We start from the raw sequence: 20,516 nt of genomic DNA, 5'->3' as shown, positions 1-20,516 counted from the left end.
GTGATGCAACCGGTTGCGATGCAATTAAGATCGGGAAAATAAACCAATTATTAAACAAAAATATGATAGCACAGAACAGTCCCTAAATGACGGTTCATTTTTGCCAAATGAACCGCGCGAACACAGGTATTATTATACCTAACCAGTTCAAGAAAAATTAACCAATCATTCTTCAACCTATTTATCAATCAACATGCGATGATGATTATATGTACACTCACACAAGTAAGGCATTGGAAAAAGCTATGGGGTATAGCTAAACCGTTCACTTTACTGCTGTTCCTGCTTTATGCGGGACAAGCAACACTATATGCCCAGGCCAAGCGGCCGATCACGGGCGTTGTCGTCGATAGTAACCACAAAAAAGTGAGCGGCGCTTCCATTAGGGTAAAAGGCACATCATTGGCCACGGTAACCGACGACAACGGAGCTTTTATGATCCAGGTACCGGAAGCTAATCATTTGTTGACGGTTTCCAAGCTGGGATACGGCCAATTGGAAGTCGATATCCACAATAAGAACAGCGTAGAAATAGTGCTGAGCGATAAGACCATCGAAATCGAAGAAACGGTGGTAGTCGGTTATGGCCGCCAGAAAAAGGAAACCGTTGTTGGCGCTATCGCGCAGACTTCAGGCAAAATTCTGGAACGCGCGGGCGGTGTCTCCAGTGTAGGGGCTGCATTGACCGGCAACGTGCCGGGGGTGATTACCACGGCAAGTACAGGAATGCCCGGAGAGGAAGATCCCCGTATTGTGATCCGTGGGCGTAGCACCTGGAATAATACAGACCCCTTAGTCATGGTCGATGGTGTGGAACGCCCACTATCTGCGGTTGACATCAGTTCCATTGAAACCGTCTCAGTACTCAAAGACGCCTCGGCAACGGCCGTTTATGGCGTCAGAGGGGCCAACGGCGTTATTTTGATCACCACCAAGCGGGGTAGAGAAGGCCAAATGCTGATACGTGGTACCGTCAATAACATCGTTAAGACCGTTTCCCAGCTTCCGGGTAAAATGGATTCCTACGATGCACTGCTGCTGCGCAATAAAGTCATTGCGTATGAACTGGGCATCAACCCGGCCAGTTGGGCCGATTATACACCGCAGGATATCATCAATAAATACCGTTTCCCGGCCGACCAAACCGAAAGAGAACGTTATGTAAATACCGACTGGGCAAAAGAGCTTTTTAGAAGCCAGGCATTTTCGCAAAATAGCAGTGTGAATATTGCAGGCGGCACCCCCTTTGTCAAATATTTTGCCAATGCGGATTACCTCTACGAGGGCGATATGTTCCGCCAGTTTGAAAATGCCAGGGGTTATAAAGCCGGCTATGGTTTTAACCGGCTCAATGTACGTTCGAATCTGGATTTCCAGCTGACGCCAACAACCAAATTTTCAACAAATCTCGCGGGTTCACGTGCTGTCCGCAAAAGTCCATTTGGTGGTGGCAATAATTACTCCTATTGGATTGCAGCCTACACCGTAGCGCCCGACGTTATCTATCCACGTTATTCCGATGGCACCTGGGGATTTAATGCGCCAAACCCAAATGCCGGAATAAACTCTGCCCGTGTACTGGCCATCAGTGGAACGGAGTATACGACTACAAGCCGCATTACCACAGATTTTACGCTCGAGCAAGACCTTAAATTTTTAGCAAAAGGACTGAATGTTCGTGGAACGCTGTCGCTGGACAACACTTTTGTTGAAGCCAACCGTGGTATCAACGACGCAAATAACAACACCCAAAGCAAGTGGATAGATCCCAAAACCGGACTTCCGACCTACCAGATCCCTTTCGATGGCACCAATAGATTTGATTTTGTGGAAGGCATCGACTGGACCACAGGAGCAGGATTTGTCGACGACAGACTCACGTACAGAAGGTTATTTTATCAGTTGCAATTGAATTACGCAACGACCATTGCTCAGCAGCACAATATTTCGGCGATGGGGCTAGTCAACCGCAATCAATACGGAAGAGGGAGCACCGTCCCTTCCTATCGCGAAGACTGGGTATTCCGCACGACCTACAACTATAAAAACAAATATATGCTCGAGTATAATGGCGCATATACCGGATCGGAGAAATTCGCCCCCGAAAACAGATTTGCCTTTTTTAATTCTGGTGGTGTCGGCTGGTTAGTTTCGGAAGAAGAGTTTATGAAACCGTTATCTTTTTTGAACACTTTAAAGCTGCGTGGCTCCTATGGGGATATCGGCGACGATAGTGGTGGTGGACAATTTCTCTATTTAACCCAATGGGCTTACGGCGGTACTTCAGGAATGGGTGTCGACGGTCGGTTTTCCTACTCCGATGGAAATACCAGTCCATACATCTGGTATAAAGAAAATGTGCTTGGCAACCCAAATATCCGCTGGGAAAAAGTGAAGAAGTTAAACTTTGGCGTGGACTTCGGACTGTTTAACGGACAGATTTCCGGAAAGGTAGACTTTTTCAAGGATCATCGGACGAACGTGCTGATCACGGGGGGCGGAAGGTCCATCCCCTCCTATTTCGGCGTGGAAGCCCCAACGGCCAACCTCGGAGAGGTAGAAAATAAAGGTTACGAGGTCGAACTGAAATTCAATAAACAACTCAACCCCGATTGGCGGATATGGGCCGATATCAATTTTACCCATGCCAAGGATAAAGTCATCAATGCCGATGCTCCTGAGTTGCTGCCCGAATATCAAAAACCGGACAACAAACAGGTGAGTCAAACCTATTCCTATGTCAGCTCCGGATATTACAATACCTGGGATGAACTTTATGGCAGCACCATACACGAAAGCAATGACCTTGCTAAGCTTCCCGGCAATTATCACATACTGGATTATAACGCTGATGGTATTATCGATGCCAAGGACAATATCCCCTATGCCTTTCCCTCCGTTCCACAAAACACCTACAATTGTACGGTTGGCTTTGACTGGAAGAATTTTAGTGTTATGACGCAATGGTATGCTGTCAACAATGTCACCCGTCAGGTTGTCTTAAATAGTTTCTCGGGGCAACTTAATTTGGCCTACGATGAGGGATCCTACTGGTCAAAAGACAATATCAATGCCGATGTGCCACTCCCACGATGGCTATCACAATCGAGCAGCTACGCACCTGGCAACAGGTATATGTTTGACGGCTCATATATTCGGTTGAAGACAGCAGAAATTGCTTACAATTTCAATCGCGAATCCGGCGTAATCAAGCGCCTGGGGCTTCAAAATCTGCGCCTGTTCCTGAATGGCAACAACCTGGTCTTTTGGTCGAAAATGCCGGATGACCGGGAATCCAATTATGCCGGCACAGGTTGGGCTTCCCAAGGCGCTTATCCTACGGTAAAGCGGTTTAATCTAGGTGCAAACATTACTTTTTAAAGCAATTAGACAGATGAAAAAATATTTCAAGGTAATTTTTATAACGGGTGTGCTGTGGTCCTCTACATCATTACTCTCCTGCAATAAATATCTAGATAAAGAGGAACAGTCCAATGTATCATCCAAAGAAGCATTTAAAAACTTTATCAACTTCCAGGGCTATACAGAAGAACTGTATAACTGCGTGGTCAATTTCAGCAACAACTACTGGACCAACTCATGGAACTGGGGCGAGGATGAAATAACCTCCACAGCCAACAATTTTCATTTCGTAAACAAGATCGATCAAGGCAATTTTTGGGGTTGGCAAAGGGAATTCGACGGTTGGGGTGCTGGTTGGATGGATCAGGGTGATTTTACCACCAGAAACGACGATGTATTTGCCAATCGTGCCTTCCGAGATCTATGGAGCGCCGCCTGGTTTGGGCTCCGTAAGATAAGCCTGGGCTTAGAAAATATCGATAAACTGACCGAAGCAACGCAGGAAGAAAAGAACCTGATCAAGGGACAACTTTTATTTTTCCGCGGCTGGTTTCACCACCGACTGATGGAATATTTTGGCGGTATGCCCTACATCAATTATGTACTTCCCAGCGACCAAAAGCTCCGCCTGCCCAGACTTAGCTACCAGGCCTGTGCGGATCTTGCCGCGGCCGATTTTAGGGAAGCGGCCAACCTCCTACCGATTGATTGGGACAATACAACCGCTGGACAGCGTACATTAGGTAAAAACCAGCTGCGCATCAACAAAATCATGGCACTGGCCTATCTTGGCAAAAACTACCTTTGGGCGGGAAGTCCACTGATGAATTTTCAGTCTACCGGAAGTAAAACCTATCAGGCCGATTATTGCAAAAAAGCGGCCCAGGCCTTTGGCGAATTGCTGTCCCTTGTGGAGAGCGGCCAGACAAATTATGCGCTGGTACCCCTGGCCAATATCCATTTAAATTTTTATACCACAGGGCAAAACTGGGCCATGCCAGGCAGTACAGAGGCCATATTCAGGGGGCCTTATATTGATGCATGGGTTTCTAACTGGGGAACGAGCAAGCAATATATTCCACTGGAGGTTGGAGATGGGGACCTTAAGTTTAACCCAACGGCAAATTACGTCGATTACTATGGCATGAAAAGCGGCCTGCCGATCAAGGACATAACCCAGTCCGATGCAGAGTCGGGATACAATGCCGAATATCCCTGGAAAGATCGGGATCCGCGCTTTTATAAAGACATTATTTTTGACGGGACAAAAGTCGTTCAGGGAAATATGTCGGCATCCGAAGAAAAAAACCGCTACGCTAATCTATTCACGGGCGGAAGCTATCGGGATACCCGCACCGGCAGCCAGACGGGCTACGTCTTGCGCAAATTTATCCCTTTAACATCCAATAAATATGATCAGGCCTATAGTTACGGTACCAATCTTCATATTTACGTTCCTTACATGCGCCTTGCGGATGTCTATCTGATGTATGCCGAATCTGCCCTGATGGCTTCCAATTCGGCCATGGGCAAAGCAGACAATTATGGCAAAACAGCAGTTGACGCAATCAACATTGTACGCGACCGCGCCGGTGTGGGCCATGTCGACAGCAAATTTCTCAGCTCCGCAGCCGCCCTGCTCCCTGAGCTCCGCCGCGAACGCGCGGTGGAACTTGCCTTCGAAGGCCACCGCTTTAATGATCTGCGCCGCTGGTTGTTATTGACCGAAGCGCCTTACACCTTAAAGAAAGCAGTTTCCTTTGATCGAGCAGGCCTGTTTAACAACCAGGATCCATCTCAAAATCGTGTCGTCAATATCCAAGAGCATATCATTTTGGAGCGCAAATTCACGAGCAAACATTACTGGTTGCCACTAAAGGTCAGAGATGTCAATATGTATCCCGAGTTCTATCAGAACCCAGGCTGGTAACAAGTTTTTCATTTAACCATTCAAAAAATGAAGTACAAAAAATTAACGATAGCACTATGTCTTGGATTAAGCTGGATCGCCACCACCGAAGCAATGGCCAAAACATCCCTTGATCCAAGCCCTGGACAAACTAAAAATATATTCCGGACATTTTTGACAGCCGCAGCTCCGGACAGTAGCGGCATAGACAGTACGGCACTTGTACAGGTCGCATTCCGCAAAGTCCAGAAAAAAGATCTCATGGGCAATGTGCAGACCATTAATATCCCGCAATTGCTCGACAAGAGCTACAATACCCACAGCCTGGAAAATCTAGATGCCTTTCTTCCCGGTTATAACGGGAATATCTGGGGGATGAACGGTTATCTGGTCTTAGTGGATGGATTTCCGCGCGATGCCAATAATGTTATGCCTACCGAGATCGAGCAGATCAGTGTGCTAAAAGGAGTCAATGCCATTGCACTCTATGGTAGCCGGGCAGCCAAAGGTGTGATCAGCATCAGCACCAAGCGCGGGAAAGCTGGCGGTCAGCAGGTTAAAATCAGGGCCAATGCTGGTGTCAATACGGCAATCAGTTATCCAAAATACCTGGGCTCAGCAGAGTATATGACATTGTATAATGAAGCCCGCCAAAATGATGGGCTAAGCCCACTTTACAGTGCCGAAACGATCTATCAGCACGCAGCCGGGACAAACCCCTTTCGTTACCCCAATGTCGATTATTACGCATCGGACTATATCAAAGACCATTATAACCGCTATGATGCGACAGCCGAAATTTCGGGGGGCAATCAGCGGGCGCAGTACTATACCAACTTTGGTTTTTGGTCCGAAGGAGCCATGCTCAATTTTGGACAGGCCAAGAAAAATGGTGGTGCCAATCGATTTAATATGCGTGGCAATATTGATGTCAAAGTCAGCGATATCATCTCATTGAATGTAGATGCAGCAGCCAGCTTCTATATTTCCAAGGGGGTGAATGCAAACTATTGGGAGGCTGCGGCCAACATTCGACCACACCGCTTCTCGCCACTCATCCCGATCGATATGATCGAGGAAGGCGATGTCAACTCGATGGTATATGTCAACAACAGTAATTTTCTGATCGATGGCAAATACCTGCTGGGGGGAAATCAGCTGGACCAGACCAACGCCTTTGCAAATGTCTATGCCGGTGGCACCAACCGTTACCTCAACCGGCAGTTTCAATTTAATACAGGTTTGAATTTTGACTTAAAAAATATCCTGGAAGGCCTGGTTTTCAAAACCAACCTCGCCGTGGACTATCAGTCCAATTACAATCAGTCCTACAACAACAATTATGCGGTATATCAAGCTTCATGGAACAACTATGATGGAAAAGATCGGATCAGTGGCCTCACAAAATATGGTGATGACCGCATATCGGGTATCCAAAATATCAGCAATAGCAGTTATCGGCAGACCATCGGGCTCAATGGCTCCCTGAATTTTAATCGCACGTATGATAGCAAGCACCATGTGTCGGCAATCCTATTGGCCAATGCCTTTCAGATCGCTACCTCCGGTAGCTACCATAAACTCAGCAATGCCAACTTAGGGCTACAGTTAGGCTACAACTATTCAGGTAAATATTATGTTGACTTTAGTAGCGCCTATAGCCATTCAGCGAAATTGCCCGCGGGAAACAGGCAGGCCCTCTCCCCGACACTGGCTCTTGCCTGGCGCCTGTCAAAAGAAAACTTTCTCGCCAACAGTACTGTTGTCAATGAGCTAAGATTGTCCGCTTCGGCAGGGATTTTAAACACCGACCTGGACATCAGCGATTATTTCCTGTATCAGGGCTATTATACCTACAACAATGGAGCCTGGTATAGCTGGGCGGATGGCGCATTGGTACACTCTTTTGACCGACGTAGAGGTGACAATCCAAACATGAAATTCCCAAAACGCAAGGAATTTAACCTCAGTCTTGAAGGCGGACTTTACCATAACCTGATCACCTTCAATACATCTTACTTTTTTAACCGCATGAGCGGCGGTTTGGTACAAGCGGAAACGCAATATCCGATGTATTTTATGACCGGTTGGCCCGTTTACTCGGATCTTCCCTACATCAATTACAACAGTGACGAACGCCGGGGGGTCGACTTTGGTGTCAATCTGAACAAGCAGATAAACCAAACTTTTGTGTCCCTGGGGTTCAACGGTATGTACTATACGACGAAGGCCGTAAAAAGGGATGAGCTCTATCAGTTTAGCTATCAAAATAGAGCCGGAAAACCGCTCGACGCACTTTGGGGATTACAGCATGATGGTTTTTATAGCAGCCAGTCCGACATAGACAATTCGGCCTTTTCTTCATTTGGTGAGGTAAAACCCGGTGATGTGAAATATAAAGACCAAAATGGGGACGGCACCATCGATACGCGCGACGAAGTCTACCTGGGTAAAGGCGGATGGGCCGGATCACCACTGACACTCGGACTCAACCTGACGGTCAAATGGAACAACCTTACCCTATTCGCTGCCGCTACAGGCCAGTTTGGTGCCAAGGCCATGAAAAACAGTTCATACTTTTGGGTAGATGCGGAGGATAAATATTCGGTGCTCGTCCGCGACCGCTGGACAGAGTCTACCAAAGAGACTGCCACTTATCCGCGCCTGACCACCTTCAACAGTGATAACAATTTTCGAAGCTCCGACTTTTGGCTCTATAAAACCGATCGCATCAACCTGTCCAAAGTGCAGCTTTCCTACGATTTCCCCAGACGAATACTCAGTTCCAAATTTATCCATGAATTAGGTATTTACGCCAACGGATCCAATCTGTTGATGATTGCAAAGGAAAAAGAAACCATGCAACTGAATGTTGGACAAGCGCCTCAAACCCGATTCTTCAACGTCGGCCTAAAGGCGCTATTTTAATCATGAATAGTAAAAATGAGAATGATGAAAAAAATACTAACCCTAGCTATCCTGAGCAGCCTGTTATTTTCCTCCTGCGAAGATATGTTTGAGCCGGCTCTAGAGAATAACCTTGAAATTGAAACGGCCAATAGCCGGCCTTTATACGCCCAGGGACTGCTTTTAAACGGATATAACCGGATTCCGGGCAATAGCTACAGCTTTGATGAGGTCGCGACAGACAATGCGGTGAGCAACGATAAGAACAATACTTTTCTAAAAACGGCAACCGGACAGTGGACAAGCATCAACAACCCTTTCGACCAATGGCGCAACAGCTATGCTGCCATACAGTATCTGAACAATTTTCTGTCCTTAACAGATCAGGTCGAATGGGCCATGGAACCGAAAGTCAGCGTCCTGTTCAACGACCGAATGAAGGGCGAAGCCTATGGCCTCCGTGCGCTGTTTATGTTCCATCTGTTACAGGCGCATGGCGGCAGGTCAAGCACAGGAGAAATACTGGGCGTACCGATCCATTTAACTCCCGAGACCGTCAATTCGGATTTCAATCAACCTCGTGCATCATTTGAAGCCTGTATGCAACAGTTGTACGATGATATCAAAAAGGCGGAGGAGCTATTGCCGATGGATTATGAAAATATCAGCAATGATAGCCAGGTTCCGGTCAAATATGCCGGATCCGTAAATGCCAACGATTACAATCGCGTATTTGGCTCCACGTTCAAATTACGGATGACCAAACGCATCGCACAGGCTATCCGTGCCAGGGCAGCGCTATTAGCCGCAAGTCCGGCCTATAGTGAAGGCAGTAAAACGACCTGGGAGCAAGCCGCGACCTATGCGGGACAGGTCATCCAGGCCAAAGGCGGTGCAAGTGGTATCGACCCCAAAGGGTTTACCTGGTACAATAAAGAGGTGGTCGACGGCTTAACCTCCGGATCCAATCCAGCCGAAATCCTTTGGCGCACCGACAAAGGAAATAGCAATAGCATGGAGCAAGACCATTTTCCGCCTACCTTATTTGGCAGAGGCCGGCTCAACCCCACGCAGAACCTGGTCGATGCCTTCCCCATGGAGAATGGCTATCCCATTAGCGATGCCAATTCGGCCTACAATAAAGCCAATCCTTACGATAAGCGGGATCCCCGATTGAAGGCCTATATTATTGTCAATGGTGCCACAGCAGGTGTCAGCAATACAGCGATCAATACCACAGCCAATAGTCCGACAAATGACGGCCTGAACAAAGTCGAAACTTCCACACGCACGGGTTATTACCTGAAAAAGCTCCTGCGTCAGGATGTCAACCTCAACCCTTCCTCATCTACCCAGCAAATGCATTTCAATGCCCGTATACGCATGACGGAAATGTATCTGGCCTATGCCGAGGCAGCCAATGAGGCTTGGGGACCTACAGGCATGGGGACTTTTACCTTCTCCGCCTACGATATGATCAAAGCGATCCGCCGGCGTGCAGGTGTAGGCAGCAACAATGGCGATCCCTACCTGGAACAGGTCAAAAACAATAAAGATCAAATGCGGCAGCTGATCCGGAACGAACGCCGGCTGGAGCTTTGCTTTGAAGGATTCCGCTTCTGGGATCTCCGCCGCTGGAAAATGGATATCAATGTCAGCGCAAAGGGAATGAGTATCAGCAATAACAGCTATACCGAAATACCTGTAGAGAATAGACTCTATGAAGCCTATATGAATTACGGCCCAATCCCCTACAGTGAGGTACTTAAATACAGCAATCTTGTACAAAATACAGGCTGGAATTAAACTTAACATGCACACGATGAAAAAGATCAGTATCCTTTACGCGATGGCTTTAGTAAGCCTGGCGTCCTGCAAAAATAACGACTGGGAGTTCCCAGATTTTGAATTTCAATCGGTATACTTCGCTTACCAGACCCCCATCAGAACAGTAACCCTGGGCGAAGACATCTTCGACAATAGCCTCGACAACCAACATAAGGTCAAGGTTATGGCGACCACGGCTGGCGTGTATAACAACAAGAAAGATATTCGTATCGACTTCGTTGTCGACAACAGTCTCACACATGGACTCAGCTACTCCAATGGGCAGGCCGTGACCGCATTGCCTGACAATTATTATCGGCTGGCAAGCAACCAGATCAGCATCCCGAGCGGTAGCCTCACAGGTGGTGTTGAGGTGCAGCTGACCGACGCGTTTTTTGCCGACCCCAAATCCCTGGAGACCTATTACGTCCTCCCGCTAAGGATGACAAAAGTTGCCAACGCCGATTCCATCCTCTCCGGTAAAACTTCCCTACAGACAGCCCATAGGGCTATTGCTTCCGACTGGGATGTCGCGCCAAAAGATTTTATCTTTTATGCCCTCAAATATATCAATCCCTGGCATGGCAATTATCTGCGCCGGGGTACCGACCAGATTGTTGGCAAAGGGGCCAACAGCAACTTGACTAAAGATGTTGTCCGACACCAGGCCTATGTCGAAAAAGACGAAGTCAAAAATGTCAGCACTGCAGCACTTAACAAATCGGTCTTGCCCCTATCTTTTAAGGGAGCTGGTGATGTCAATATCAATGTCAACCTGAACCTAACTTTTAAGGAGGACAATACCTGTAGCATCAGCTCGGCCAGTGCCGGCATATCCGCTACTGGAAGTGGAAAGTTTGTCAAACGGGGCGAAAAAAACAGCTGGGGCAATGCCGACCGGGATGCACTTTATCTAGCCTATACAATCGATATGGCACAAATGAGCATCAGCAGTAAGGACACCCTCGTGATGCGGGACAGGGCGGTGAAAATGGAAACTTTTACGCCCGTCAAAAAGTAATAGCAATTCAATCATGAACAACGATGAAAAAAATCAATAAAACGCTCGTTATCCTATTTTCATTCGGCACCGTCTGGAGTTCCTGTTCCAAATATCAAGCCCTGGAATATGCTGTCGAAAAACCGGAGAAAGTGCTGGCGCAGGAAGATATAAATGCCTACAATCCCCTAAAAAGCTATTTGGACAAACAGGCAAACCCCGGTTTTAAGCTTGGTGTAGCGCTCAATATGAATGATTACTTTAACAAAGGGGTGCTCTACCGACTGGCCAACCGTAATTTTGAGGAGATGGTCATGGGTTATGAAATGAAACATGGTTCCATTGTGCAGGCCGATGGAAGCCTTAACCTGGCACGTGTCGAGCAGCTGATCAAGGCGGCACAGGAAAACAACATGGCATTATATGGCCATACGCTGTGCTGGCATTCGGGACAGCATGGCGCCTACCTGAATAAGTTAATCGCGCCTGTGGTTATACCAGGCTCGGACGGGCCGGCCCTCGCCGGACATGCCTTAAAAATGAGCAACCCTGCTGTCGTCAATGCCTGGGAAGCACAGACAGCCACAGACATTAACCCGACGGAAATAGGAAAAGAATATGTATTGAAGATTGTGGCCCGGGGCAGCAAAGCGGGTAATATTGGAATTGATCTGCAGAGCACCTCCAATTATTCCGGCGACAATATGGGGTCATTGGCTTTAACAACAAGCTACAAAGCGTACGAACTTAAAGTGACGGCAACCGCAGCGCGTAACCGTTTTATCATCAATTTTGGCCAATACGATGGCACCATTTTCATTGATAAGGTTGTGCTGACAAAAACAGGCAGTTCGGCAAGCCTTATTGCCAACAGTGATTTTGAAAACAATATTGACGGCTGGTTTGGCTGGGGAAACAATTCCACCAGGGCACAGTCCGCCGATGGCGAAGGTTATGGCAGCCCTGGGGGTAGCACGATCGAGAAAACAGCTGCCGAGAAAGAAGCCATACTCAGTAAAGCGCTGGAAACATTTATTGCCGGTATGCTTGAGAAAACGAAAGCTTATATCAAAGCCTGGGATGTGGTCAATGAACCCATGTCCGACTGGCCGGACCAATATGCCCTAAAAACGGGAGTCGGCAAAAGCGATCTGGCGGATGATGAATTCTACTGGCAGGATTACTTGGGTAAGGATTATGCCGTGAAAGCCTTCCAGTTTGCCCGCAAATATGGCAACGCCAATGATCTCCTATTCATCAATGACTATGGCTTAGAAGGCAGTGGCAACAAATGCAAAGGACTCATCGCCTATGTCAGCTACATCGAAAGCAAAGGCGCTAAAGTGGATGGGATCGGCACCCAGATGCACATCGATATCCATACCAGCAAAGATAACATCGTGAGTATGTTCAATCTATTGGCCGCCACGGGCAAGCTGATCAAAGTATCTGAGCTTGATATTGGCCTGGGAGATGGCATCAAAACCAGCAATGCGACCGCTGAAATGTATCAGAAACAGGCTGACCTGTACAAATTTGTCGTCGAGAAATACCGCGAGATCATTCCCAAGGATAAACAGTACGGTATCACCCTATGGAGCCCCTTGGATAGTCCAGATCAGGAAAGTTCATTCTGGCGGCGCGGGGAACCGATCGGATTATGGACTGAAGGATTTGTCCGAAAGCCCGCCTACCAGGCTGTTGCTGAGGCCTTGTCCGCTATAAAATAAGATCATTAATCACCTTTTAAATAGTTAAATTATGAGAACAAACAACAAGTGGTTACTGCTGGTCTTTTTATTCGCTATTTTTTCCAGCTGTTCGCGGCTGGAAGAAAAAATGCTGACCAGTGAATCCGAAAGAAGTCTTAAGGCCAATATCTCCGCGCAAGCGGTGACAAACTGGCCAAGGCCGACGCCGACCCTACATGTAGGCGGAAAGTACCTCAAAGACCCCTGTGACAATAACATTGTCCTGCATGGGGTAGCCATTACGCCCAGCCCTTGGTTCAATGGTTGCCAGTATGGCGCCAACTCAGGCTACTGCACTTGGGACAACTACAATGTGCAGGGCGCGCTCAATTATAACAAGGCGGTCATGGACAAGCTCAGCAGCGCCGCCGACGGCTGGCACCTCAATTATATCCGTCTGCACATTGATCCTTACTGGACCAATGATCCGGGAGCGCCCATTCCCGAAGACGATATCTCCAGGTTCAACTACAACCGCCTGGTTACCTACACCGATCAGGTCATTATCCCCTTGATCAACCATGCCCGCAGCCGGGGTATGTATGTCATCTTGCGCCCTCCGGGTGTATGTCCGCACCGTATCGCGGTCAATGATGCCTATCATACTTATCTCAAGACCGTCTGGACTTTCCTATCGCAGCACGCTGCCCTGAAAAATGCAGACAATGTGATGTTTGAGCTGGCCAATGAACCGGTTGAGATCCTGGGGACAAACGGTACCTGGGGAATGACGGGCAACGAACATTTTGCTGCATTGAAAAATTTCTTTCAGCCCCTGGTCAATATCATCCGTAACAACGGGGCCAATAATGTCTGCTGGATACCTGGCACCGGTTGGCAGTCCCATTACCAAGGCTACGTCAACAATCAGATTTCCGGTGGCAACATCGGCTACGCCGTGCATATCTATCCGGGATACTGGGGTGGTGTCAATACCTATCAAGCTTTTCAGAATGCCTGGAATACCAATGTCAAACCTATTGCTGACATCGCTCCGATCGCCATTACCGAGACCGACTGGGCGCCACAGGGATACGGCACCTTCGGTACCGGAACCACAGGTACAGCGGGTGGCAATGGTTTTGGCGCCAATCTAAAATATATCGTCGATCAGTCCGGCAACGTAAGCTGGAACCTGCTCGCTCCGGACAATCTGCTTCACAAAGGAGATCCCAATGCCGGCACCGCCTATAACAACGATTGGGAGGCCTGCGCAGCTCCTGCAAAACAGTGGTTTCAGCAATATGCCACCTCCAATTACCCCATGTCTAACTGCACAGCCACTAGCCTAGTAAATAATGGGGTTTACGAAATCGAATTTCAGACCGATGCCAACAAAGTACTTGATTTGAAATCAGGGGAAGATGCCAACGGCGCAATACTCCGACCCTGGACCCGAAATAGCGCAAATGCACAGCGCTGGGTAGCCATCGATGCGGGCAATGGGTACTGGCGCTTTGTTTCCAAAGCAAGCGCCAGTAATCGCTGTATTGACCTGGCGAGTAACAGCAACGCGCTCGGAACTGCCATCCGGCTCTGGCAAAATTACGGCAATGATGCGCAGGCCTGGAAGGTCACCGCTGTAGCCAATGGCTATTATAAAATTACCTCAAAGGTCGATGCCACACGCGGTTGGGATGTACCCAACTGTACCATGGATGGCAACTCCAATCTGCATCTTTGGGATTACTACGGTACATCCTGTCAATTGTTTAAATTCAAATTTATAGCGATGAATTAAAGGTTATCTTTTCGCGGTAAGCTTGCTTACCGCGAAATAGCTTAATTTTAAAAACATGAAAACCTTCACCATGCGACAAATACATTTTAAAGTCCTGCTATTGCTCATCATGGCATGCAATTTTTCGGGTACAGCCAGCTTTGCCCAAGACAAGAACTTCCATATTTACCTTTGTTTTGGGCAATCCAATATGGAGGGACATGGCCAATTCGAAGCCCAGGACACAACCTCCATCGAACGGTTCCAGGTACTGTCGGCAGTAGACTGTCCCGACCTAGGGCGGCGGTATGGCCAATGGTCTCCCGCCCGGGCACCGCTTACACGCTGCCACACCGGACTTACACCTGCAGATTATTTTGGCCGAACGCTTGTTGAAAATCTTCCCAAAAATATTGAGGTCGGTATCATCAATGTTTCGGTAGGCGGCTGCCACATTCAATTGTTTGATCAGGACAGCAGCGCGAGCTACGTCGCAAAGGCACCGGAGTGGATGAAATCCATGCTTGCTGCATATGACAACAATCCCTATGGAAGACTTGTGGCCCTAGCCAGGATAGCTCAGCAGAAGGGTGTTATCAAAGGGATTTTGCTTCATCAGGGTGAGTCCAACACCGGCGATCGCCAATGGCCCGATAAAGTGAAAAAAGTCTATGAAAACCTCTTAGATGATTTACAGCTGAAAGCCCAAGATGTCCCGCTGCTTGCCGGCGAACTCCTATCGGCCGAAGCTGGAGGGAAATGCGCTAGCATGAACAGCATTATCCAGACCCTGCCAGCTACGATACCCACCGCCCATATCATCTCCTCCGTAGGTTGTGAAGGTATTGGCGACGGACTGCACTTCAGCCCTGCGGGGTACCGACAGCTGGGCAAGAATTATGCAGCAAGCATGCTTAGATTGCTGCAGAAAGAAAAGAAATAAAGAAAGCTAGGGAATCAATCCCTAGCCTTACCAGATTATCGGCAATATTGATAGATGATCGTCGATAATGCCATTCGTTCGAATAATATCCTTTTATGGTTAAAGGCAATAACAGCGCATACATTTGTCCATTAGTTTCCAAAAATTTTGGCTAATTCCTGGTGTAACAGTTCACCTTTGATATTGATGGCGACAATGTTTCCTTGAGGATCCACCAGATAATTTTGCGGTACGGCACGCACGCCATACAATACCGCTGCTTCATTGCTCCAGCCCTTTAGATCTGCGACATGGATCCAGGGCAATCCATCCTCCTTAATCGCTTTTAACCAGGCATTTTTTCCTTTCGTATCATCCAGCGAAACCGCAAGCACCTCCAGACCTTTACTTTTATATTTGTTGTATGCCTTCAATAAGTTGGGATTTTCAGCACGGCAGGGACTACACCAGCTTGCCCAAAAGTCGATCAGCACATACTGACCTTTAAAATCGGATACCCTGACCAATTTTCCTTCCGTATCCGGCTGGGAAAAATTAGGTGCCTTATTACCGATTTTCACACTTCTCTCCGCCAAAAAACGTGCTTCCAACTGCCGCGCATTTGTCATTTGACGCACCTCCTTGGACAGCTTCAAAAACAAAGGTTCAATTTCACTGAGCTTGCGTTTATTGGCTGCATCAATAAGCGCGTCCACCGCAAAGATGGAATTGGGATTTTTGGCAGCGAATGCCAGCTCTTTTACCCGCCGGGCTTCAAACCGCGCCTCAAACTTTTCATGGATAGCTTTATACTGGTCGTTGGCATCAGGAGCATCCTGCTTTACGGCCGAAAAGGCCTTATTCCCCGCATCAATGATATCCATAAAACCACCGCCAATTTCATTTAAATAAGCGACGTAGGCATTATGCAATGGCGATCCTATTATCGCAGCGGTACGCAGCGAATCTTTGATAGTCATGTTGTAAGTTTCATTGCCCAAATAAAAATATAACCGATCACCAATATTTTGCGCGATCAATTTCCCCTTACCATCCTGATCAAACACCATTCGGGAGTAAGCGGGCTCCTCCACCGTTCCGTTGAAACTAAACTTGCCATCCACGATAGCCGATGAATCCGAGGCTGGAAATCCATCTTTTGTATAATCGAGATATACTTTTTTGCCATTGAAAGCTTTTGGTGCAGTTCCCTTGATCAGAAAGCCCGCTTGCTGCGCAAATGATGTCAAGGGCAAAAATGCCAGCGCTAAGGCAGCTATTTTTAAATTTTTCATGTTTATATGATTAGATGTTATATTGTTCTTTTTTTACTTACGCCAGGTCATATCAACGGGATTTCCGGGAAGACCGTCAATTGTTTTGAGCAGATCGCCGTTTTTCCCTACCCGGATGTCCATATAATACAGGGCACCTTCTACCCCTGCAATCAGAGTATTCTCATCATCATCCAATTTGAGCAGGCCTACATCCGATTTGATGGCTGCCTTCAATAGTTCCACCTGTTGATTGAGCGGATTATAGCGAAACACTTGATTTTTATAGGCCACATAGATGTACCCATTGCGGGTGGCCACCATCTTTGTTTCGGTATTTATCCATTCTTGTTTTATAAAGAGTCTCTTATGTATTGCCGTGACCATAAACGGACCATTATAATTTGCATTGAACTTCAGTTCATAGAGTTGACCACTATTATCCTTCACATAAGCGTAGGTATCCGTGTTATTGATCTGTACCATTTTAATCAGATCCATGCCCACCTTTGTTGGATCAAAAATTTCAGTATTGACGGGACTATACTGTGTGCCAAAATACATCGGACTACCATATATATTGATTCGGATAAACTGCTTTTTATTTTTTTCGAAAGCAATTACACTATAGTTGTTGTCTACCGTTGTCAATATAATTTCTGGTGCTAATTCGTAGTCCCCATCCGCATAAGTTCCAAACATGCCATAGGTATTCGATTGATCCCAGGTATTCGTTGTTCCGCCATAAAATTTGCCATTGATGACGCCCATCATTACTCCTTGCGGATGGGCGATCAGATTTCCGACAGCAATCGTCGCTGGAGCCAGAAAAAAGTTATCGTGCAGTGTACCGGGTTTTACCGCTTCTTTAACTAAGTTGTTGACATCGAGACGTACACCTGCCTGTTTGGAAATAATCCAGTATCCTAATGGGGTATTTCCCGTGAACTGGTTTTTTAGGTAGTGGATATACATCGGATCCGGTGGTAATGGTTCGCGATTGATCGCCTCATAAATATTGGCTTGTACGCTATTGTCAGGTTTTATAAAGGACAGCTTACTGATCCCATTCTGGACGGATAACACGAGTGATCCCCGCGAAAAAGCCGTTGCTCCCTGGATTTTGAAATTATAGAAATATTTCATTCCATTGGCCATATTGGTCACCGTAAGACGCGCTGTGTATCTCTTGGCCTGAAGTCCAAAAACGATGCGCAGTGCAGGACCTTCATAGTGGTTGGCTTCGGGGATAATTGCCTCTGGTACATCGATGCGCCAGTTACATTTCAATGAAGCCGCATCGATACCCGTAATTTTGGGTGCTATAATAAGACTATCGCCAACCGAAGCTTCATACAAAGTGTCCAATCCTGTAATCTGCGGTCCCTCAGGCATATCGATCGCATAATTCCCCTTATCCTTATAACAGCCACCGAAAACCAATAAGGTTAAAGACACAATGGCAAAAAATAATATTGCTCTTGACCTGTTTACATTTCTTTTCATCTTATCTGACTTCCTTTCCTGATTCATCTATAAAATAATACTTACCCGAAGCGCTATTCTTTCTCAATAGAATGCTTCGGTTTGGATTGTCCACGTGATAGAACTGATAGGTCTGTCCATTATCTTTACTACTCAGCACATAATTCTTTTCCGGGTGATCTTTGACCCACTTAAAGGGATCATTGAGCATCATCAAAAGGAGATTGACAAAGTAGAGATTCTTGGGTGCATCAAGTCCAACCGTAGAAAGCGAACGCTGTTCGGTCACAATTAAGAAGAGCTGATGTTTTACTCGCGAATAATTATCAAGCCACATTGTCCACCAGGCAGGCTGCTCCAATTGGGCCGAAATAATAATACGCGCTCGTATCAGTGCTGGGTTTTCAATCCCAAAGTCATTACTTGCCTTAAGTTTTAAGAGCAGTGATACAGATTGATTTTCAAGTTCGCTGATATTGTGCACTATAATGGGCAACAGCGCCCGGCCAGCATTACTTTCTATGGTATAGGTCGGTTTAAGCTGATCATAATGCAGATCGGCACGTGCCGTTGATGAATCCTTTTCCACGAAAGCCTCGTATTGCCGCGCTTGCTGATCACGGTATCCCATCACTTTGACGGGAACAAAAATGGTATCCTCTGCCTTGGTCATATCATAAGCAAAAGTGTATACAATGCTATCCCGATCAGCGTCGCTCAAATCAAAATAAACATTTGCGGCCCTATCGTAGGTCGTTAAAACCGCCTTTTTGCAAGAACACAGCAGCGGCAGTAGCAGAAGTAATAAAATAGTTTTTTTCATTTTTGTTACTATTTACCGTTGTCCATAAATTATTTCATCATCAGGTAGCGGCCATACATAAATTTGTTGACTGGCCGGAATTGTGGTGCCTTGCTGTCCAATAATCGGTAGATTCAGCCGCTTATAGGCGAAAAACAATTGTCCTTCGGCAAACATTTCTTTACGGTACTCCTTCAGGAGTTCGCTTCGGAGTTTGGCATTTGTCGATATATCCACTTTCTGACCGATGCCCCGATGTTCACGTACCTCATCAAGCCATGCTGCAGCCTGAGCGGGAGAAGTCTCGTAACTACATTCAGCCGCGATATAGTAGATTTCGGACAATCGGATCCCCGGCGCTACCAGATAATGCAGATTGGCCGCAAAACTGTCGCCCAGTGTATTCCTTCTATATTTATGAATAGATGATATAAAAGAGTTCCCAACGCTTACCGTTCCAAACCATTGCGTATAGCGCATGTCACCGCCACCGGCTCCTGCAACCTCGTAAATGGTTTTTGCTTCATCCTGATCCAGGTAAATGGCGCTGTTGTTGTCCTGAAACCAGTCATTGTTATAGCTGCTGTTCATGGCCGGGATGTACCAGGCAAACAACAGCTCTTTATAGAAAACCCGATCTTTTTTGTCCGCATCGACGGCAAGGAAATCCGTGGCGTTGGTCCACGGAAATTTTTTGGCATCGATTACTTCACGTGCGCTCAGCAGTGCTTTTATTTTATCTCCCTTATAGAGATAGGTACGTGCCAGTAATCCACAAACGGCATAATAGTTGAGCCGGTGCCTTCTGTTCTGTAAAAAGAGGCTCTTGTCCTGCAGCTCTGAATTTTTCAAGGTGTCTCCGACAGTAGGATAGCCAACCACGTAGGATTTCAGGCGGATGGGATCAACCTTGAGCAATTCTTTGGCTTCTTCCAGATCCCGGATCACCGAATCCAGAAGTTGTGAGACCGTGGACAGTTTAGTGGATTTATTGGAATAGGTCGTTACATAGGGAATGGCTTCAATCTTGTCATTTACAGCCGGAGCTGGACCAAATAGGCGCAAAGCATCAAAATGGAGGTAGGCTCTCAAGGCCAGCGACTCCCCTTTAATTAGTTGATAATTGCTTCCCGTAAATAACTGCTTTTTAGGTTCAATTTCACCAAGTATCAGATTGGCATTGACAATACCATTGTATAAACCCTTCCAGATATTGTCCTTTCGGCCAATAAAGTTACCGTCATTGTATTTAAACAACTTGGTCTGCTGATACCGCAAGGGATCATTACTTGACAGCGCATAGTTCTGCGCCAGCACTTCCGGTGTTCCGATGGTCAGCTCCTTGCCATAGAGGTCATCTTTAGCACATCGCGTATATACGCCGATCAGGGCTTCCTTGAAACCATCCTCGGTAGAAAAGAGGACCGACTTGTCAATTTCGCTTTCAGGTTGTATATCCAGCCACTTGGAGCAAGAAAGCGTACTCAGGGCTGTGAACAGTATTAAAACTATAGTTAACTTCTTCATCTGTACATATTTTTTCCATCCGTTGGATG

General features: G+C 46.9%; 12 protein-coding genes. 8 read left to right on the top strand and 4 right to left on the bottom strand.

The annotated features are described in order from the left end of the window. Window positions 1-198: 198 nt before the first annotated feature. From ABFX33_RS15415 to ABFX33_RS15380, 8 genes are read left to right on the top strand one after another with little or no spacing between them, the layout of a single operon-like run. Complete coding sequence (locus tag ABFX33_RS15415) at window positions 199-3,381, top strand: SusC/RagA family TonB-linked outer membrane protein (RefSeq protein ID WP_346086753.1); 3,183 nt, start codon at window positions 199-201, stop codon at window positions 3,379-3,381. Window positions 3,382-3,394: 13 nt separating this feature from the next. Beyond that, window positions 3,395-5,293 carry a RagB/SusD family nutrient uptake outer membrane protein gene (locus ABFX33_RS15410; RefSeq protein ID WP_346086752.1) on the top strand — a complete coding sequence of 633 codons (1,899 nt, stop codon included), beginning with the start codon at window positions 3,395-3,397 and terminating at the stop codon, window positions 5,291-5,293. A 27-nt stretch (window positions 5,294-5,320) separates the two neighbouring features. Then, entirely contained in the window at window positions 5,321-8,200 is a 2,880-nt protein-coding gene (locus ABFX33_RS15405; RefSeq protein WP_346086751.1) for a SusC/RagA family TonB-linked outer membrane protein, read from the top strand. A 24-nt stretch (window positions 8,201-8,224) separates the two neighbouring features. Next, window positions 8,225-9,985: a RagB/SusD family nutrient uptake outer membrane protein gene (locus tag ABFX33_RS15400; protein WP_346086750.1), complete on the top strand. Its 1,761-nt coding sequence runs from the start codon at window positions 8,225-8,227 to the stop codon at window positions 9,983-9,985. A 16-nt stretch (window positions 9,986-10,001) separates the two neighbouring features. Further along, window positions 10,002-11,027, top strand: a complete 1,026-nt coding sequence (locus ABFX33_RS15395; RefSeq protein ID WP_346086749.1) for a DUF5627 domain-containing protein — start codon at window positions 10,002-10,004, stop codon at window positions 11,025-11,027. A 23-nt stretch (window positions 11,028-11,050) separates the two neighbouring features. Further along, window positions 11,051-12,736, top strand: a complete 1,686-nt coding sequence (locus tag ABFX33_RS15390) for an endo-1,4-beta-xylanase (protein ID WP_346086748.1) — start codon at window positions 11,051-11,053, stop codon at window positions 12,734-12,736. A 31-nt stretch (window positions 12,737-12,767) separates the two neighbouring features. Continuing rightward, window positions 12,768-14,498, top strand: a complete 1,731-nt coding sequence (locus ABFX33_RS15385) for an RICIN domain-containing protein (RefSeq protein ID WP_346086747.1) — start codon at window positions 12,768-12,770, stop codon at window positions 14,496-14,498. A 55-nt stretch (window positions 14,499-14,553) separates the two neighbouring features. Continuing rightward, the gene (locus tag ABFX33_RS15380) at window positions 14,554-15,420 is read left to right on the top strand and encodes a sialate O-acetylesterase (protein WP_346086746.1); all 867 of its coding nucleotides are present in this window, start codon (window positions 14,554-14,556) and stop codon (window positions 15,418-15,420) included. 131 nt (window positions 15,421-15,551) lie between these two features. On the opposite strand, the gene ABFX33_RS15375 is transcribed toward ABFX33_RS15380, so the two are convergent. The 4 genes from ABFX33_RS15375 to ABFX33_RS15360 are packed head-to-tail and all read right to left on the bottom strand — an operon-like array spanning window position 15,552 to window position 20,487. After that, window positions 15,552-16,694 carry a redoxin domain-containing protein gene (locus ABFX33_RS15375; protein ID WP_346086745.1) on the bottom strand — a complete coding sequence of 381 codons (1,143 nt, stop codon included), beginning with the start codon at window positions 16,692-16,694 and terminating at the stop codon, window positions 15,552-15,554. Between the two features lie 33 nt (window positions 16,695-16,727). Then, complete coding sequence (locus ABFX33_RS15370; RefSeq protein ID WP_346086744.1) at window positions 16,728-18,179, bottom strand: PKD-like family lipoprotein; 1,452 nt, start codon at window positions 18,177-18,179, stop codon at window positions 16,728-16,730. A 1-nt stretch (window position 18,180) separates the two neighbouring features. Continuing rightward, the gene (locus ABFX33_RS15365) at window positions 18,181-18,981 is read right to left on the bottom strand and encodes a DUF4843 domain-containing protein (protein ID WP_346086743.1); all 801 of its coding nucleotides are present in this window, start codon (window positions 18,979-18,981) and stop codon (window positions 18,181-18,183) included. Window positions 18,982-18,993: 12 nt separating this feature from the next. Beyond that, a complete protein-coding gene (locus ABFX33_RS15360) occupies window positions 18,994-20,487 on the bottom strand; it encodes a RagB/SusD family nutrient uptake outer membrane protein (protein WP_346086742.1) in 1,494 nt (497 codons plus the stop codon). Window positions 20,488-20,516 lie beyond the last annotated feature (29 nt).

Source organism: Sphingobacterium ginsenosidimutans, from assembly GCF_039536865.1.
GTDB lineage: Bacteria > Bacteroidota > Bacteroidia > Sphingobacteriales > Sphingobacteriaceae > Sphingobacterium > Sphingobacterium detergens.
Note: the sequence above shows the minus strand (reverse complement) of the source record. Positions and strands in the feature narration are given on the sequence as shown.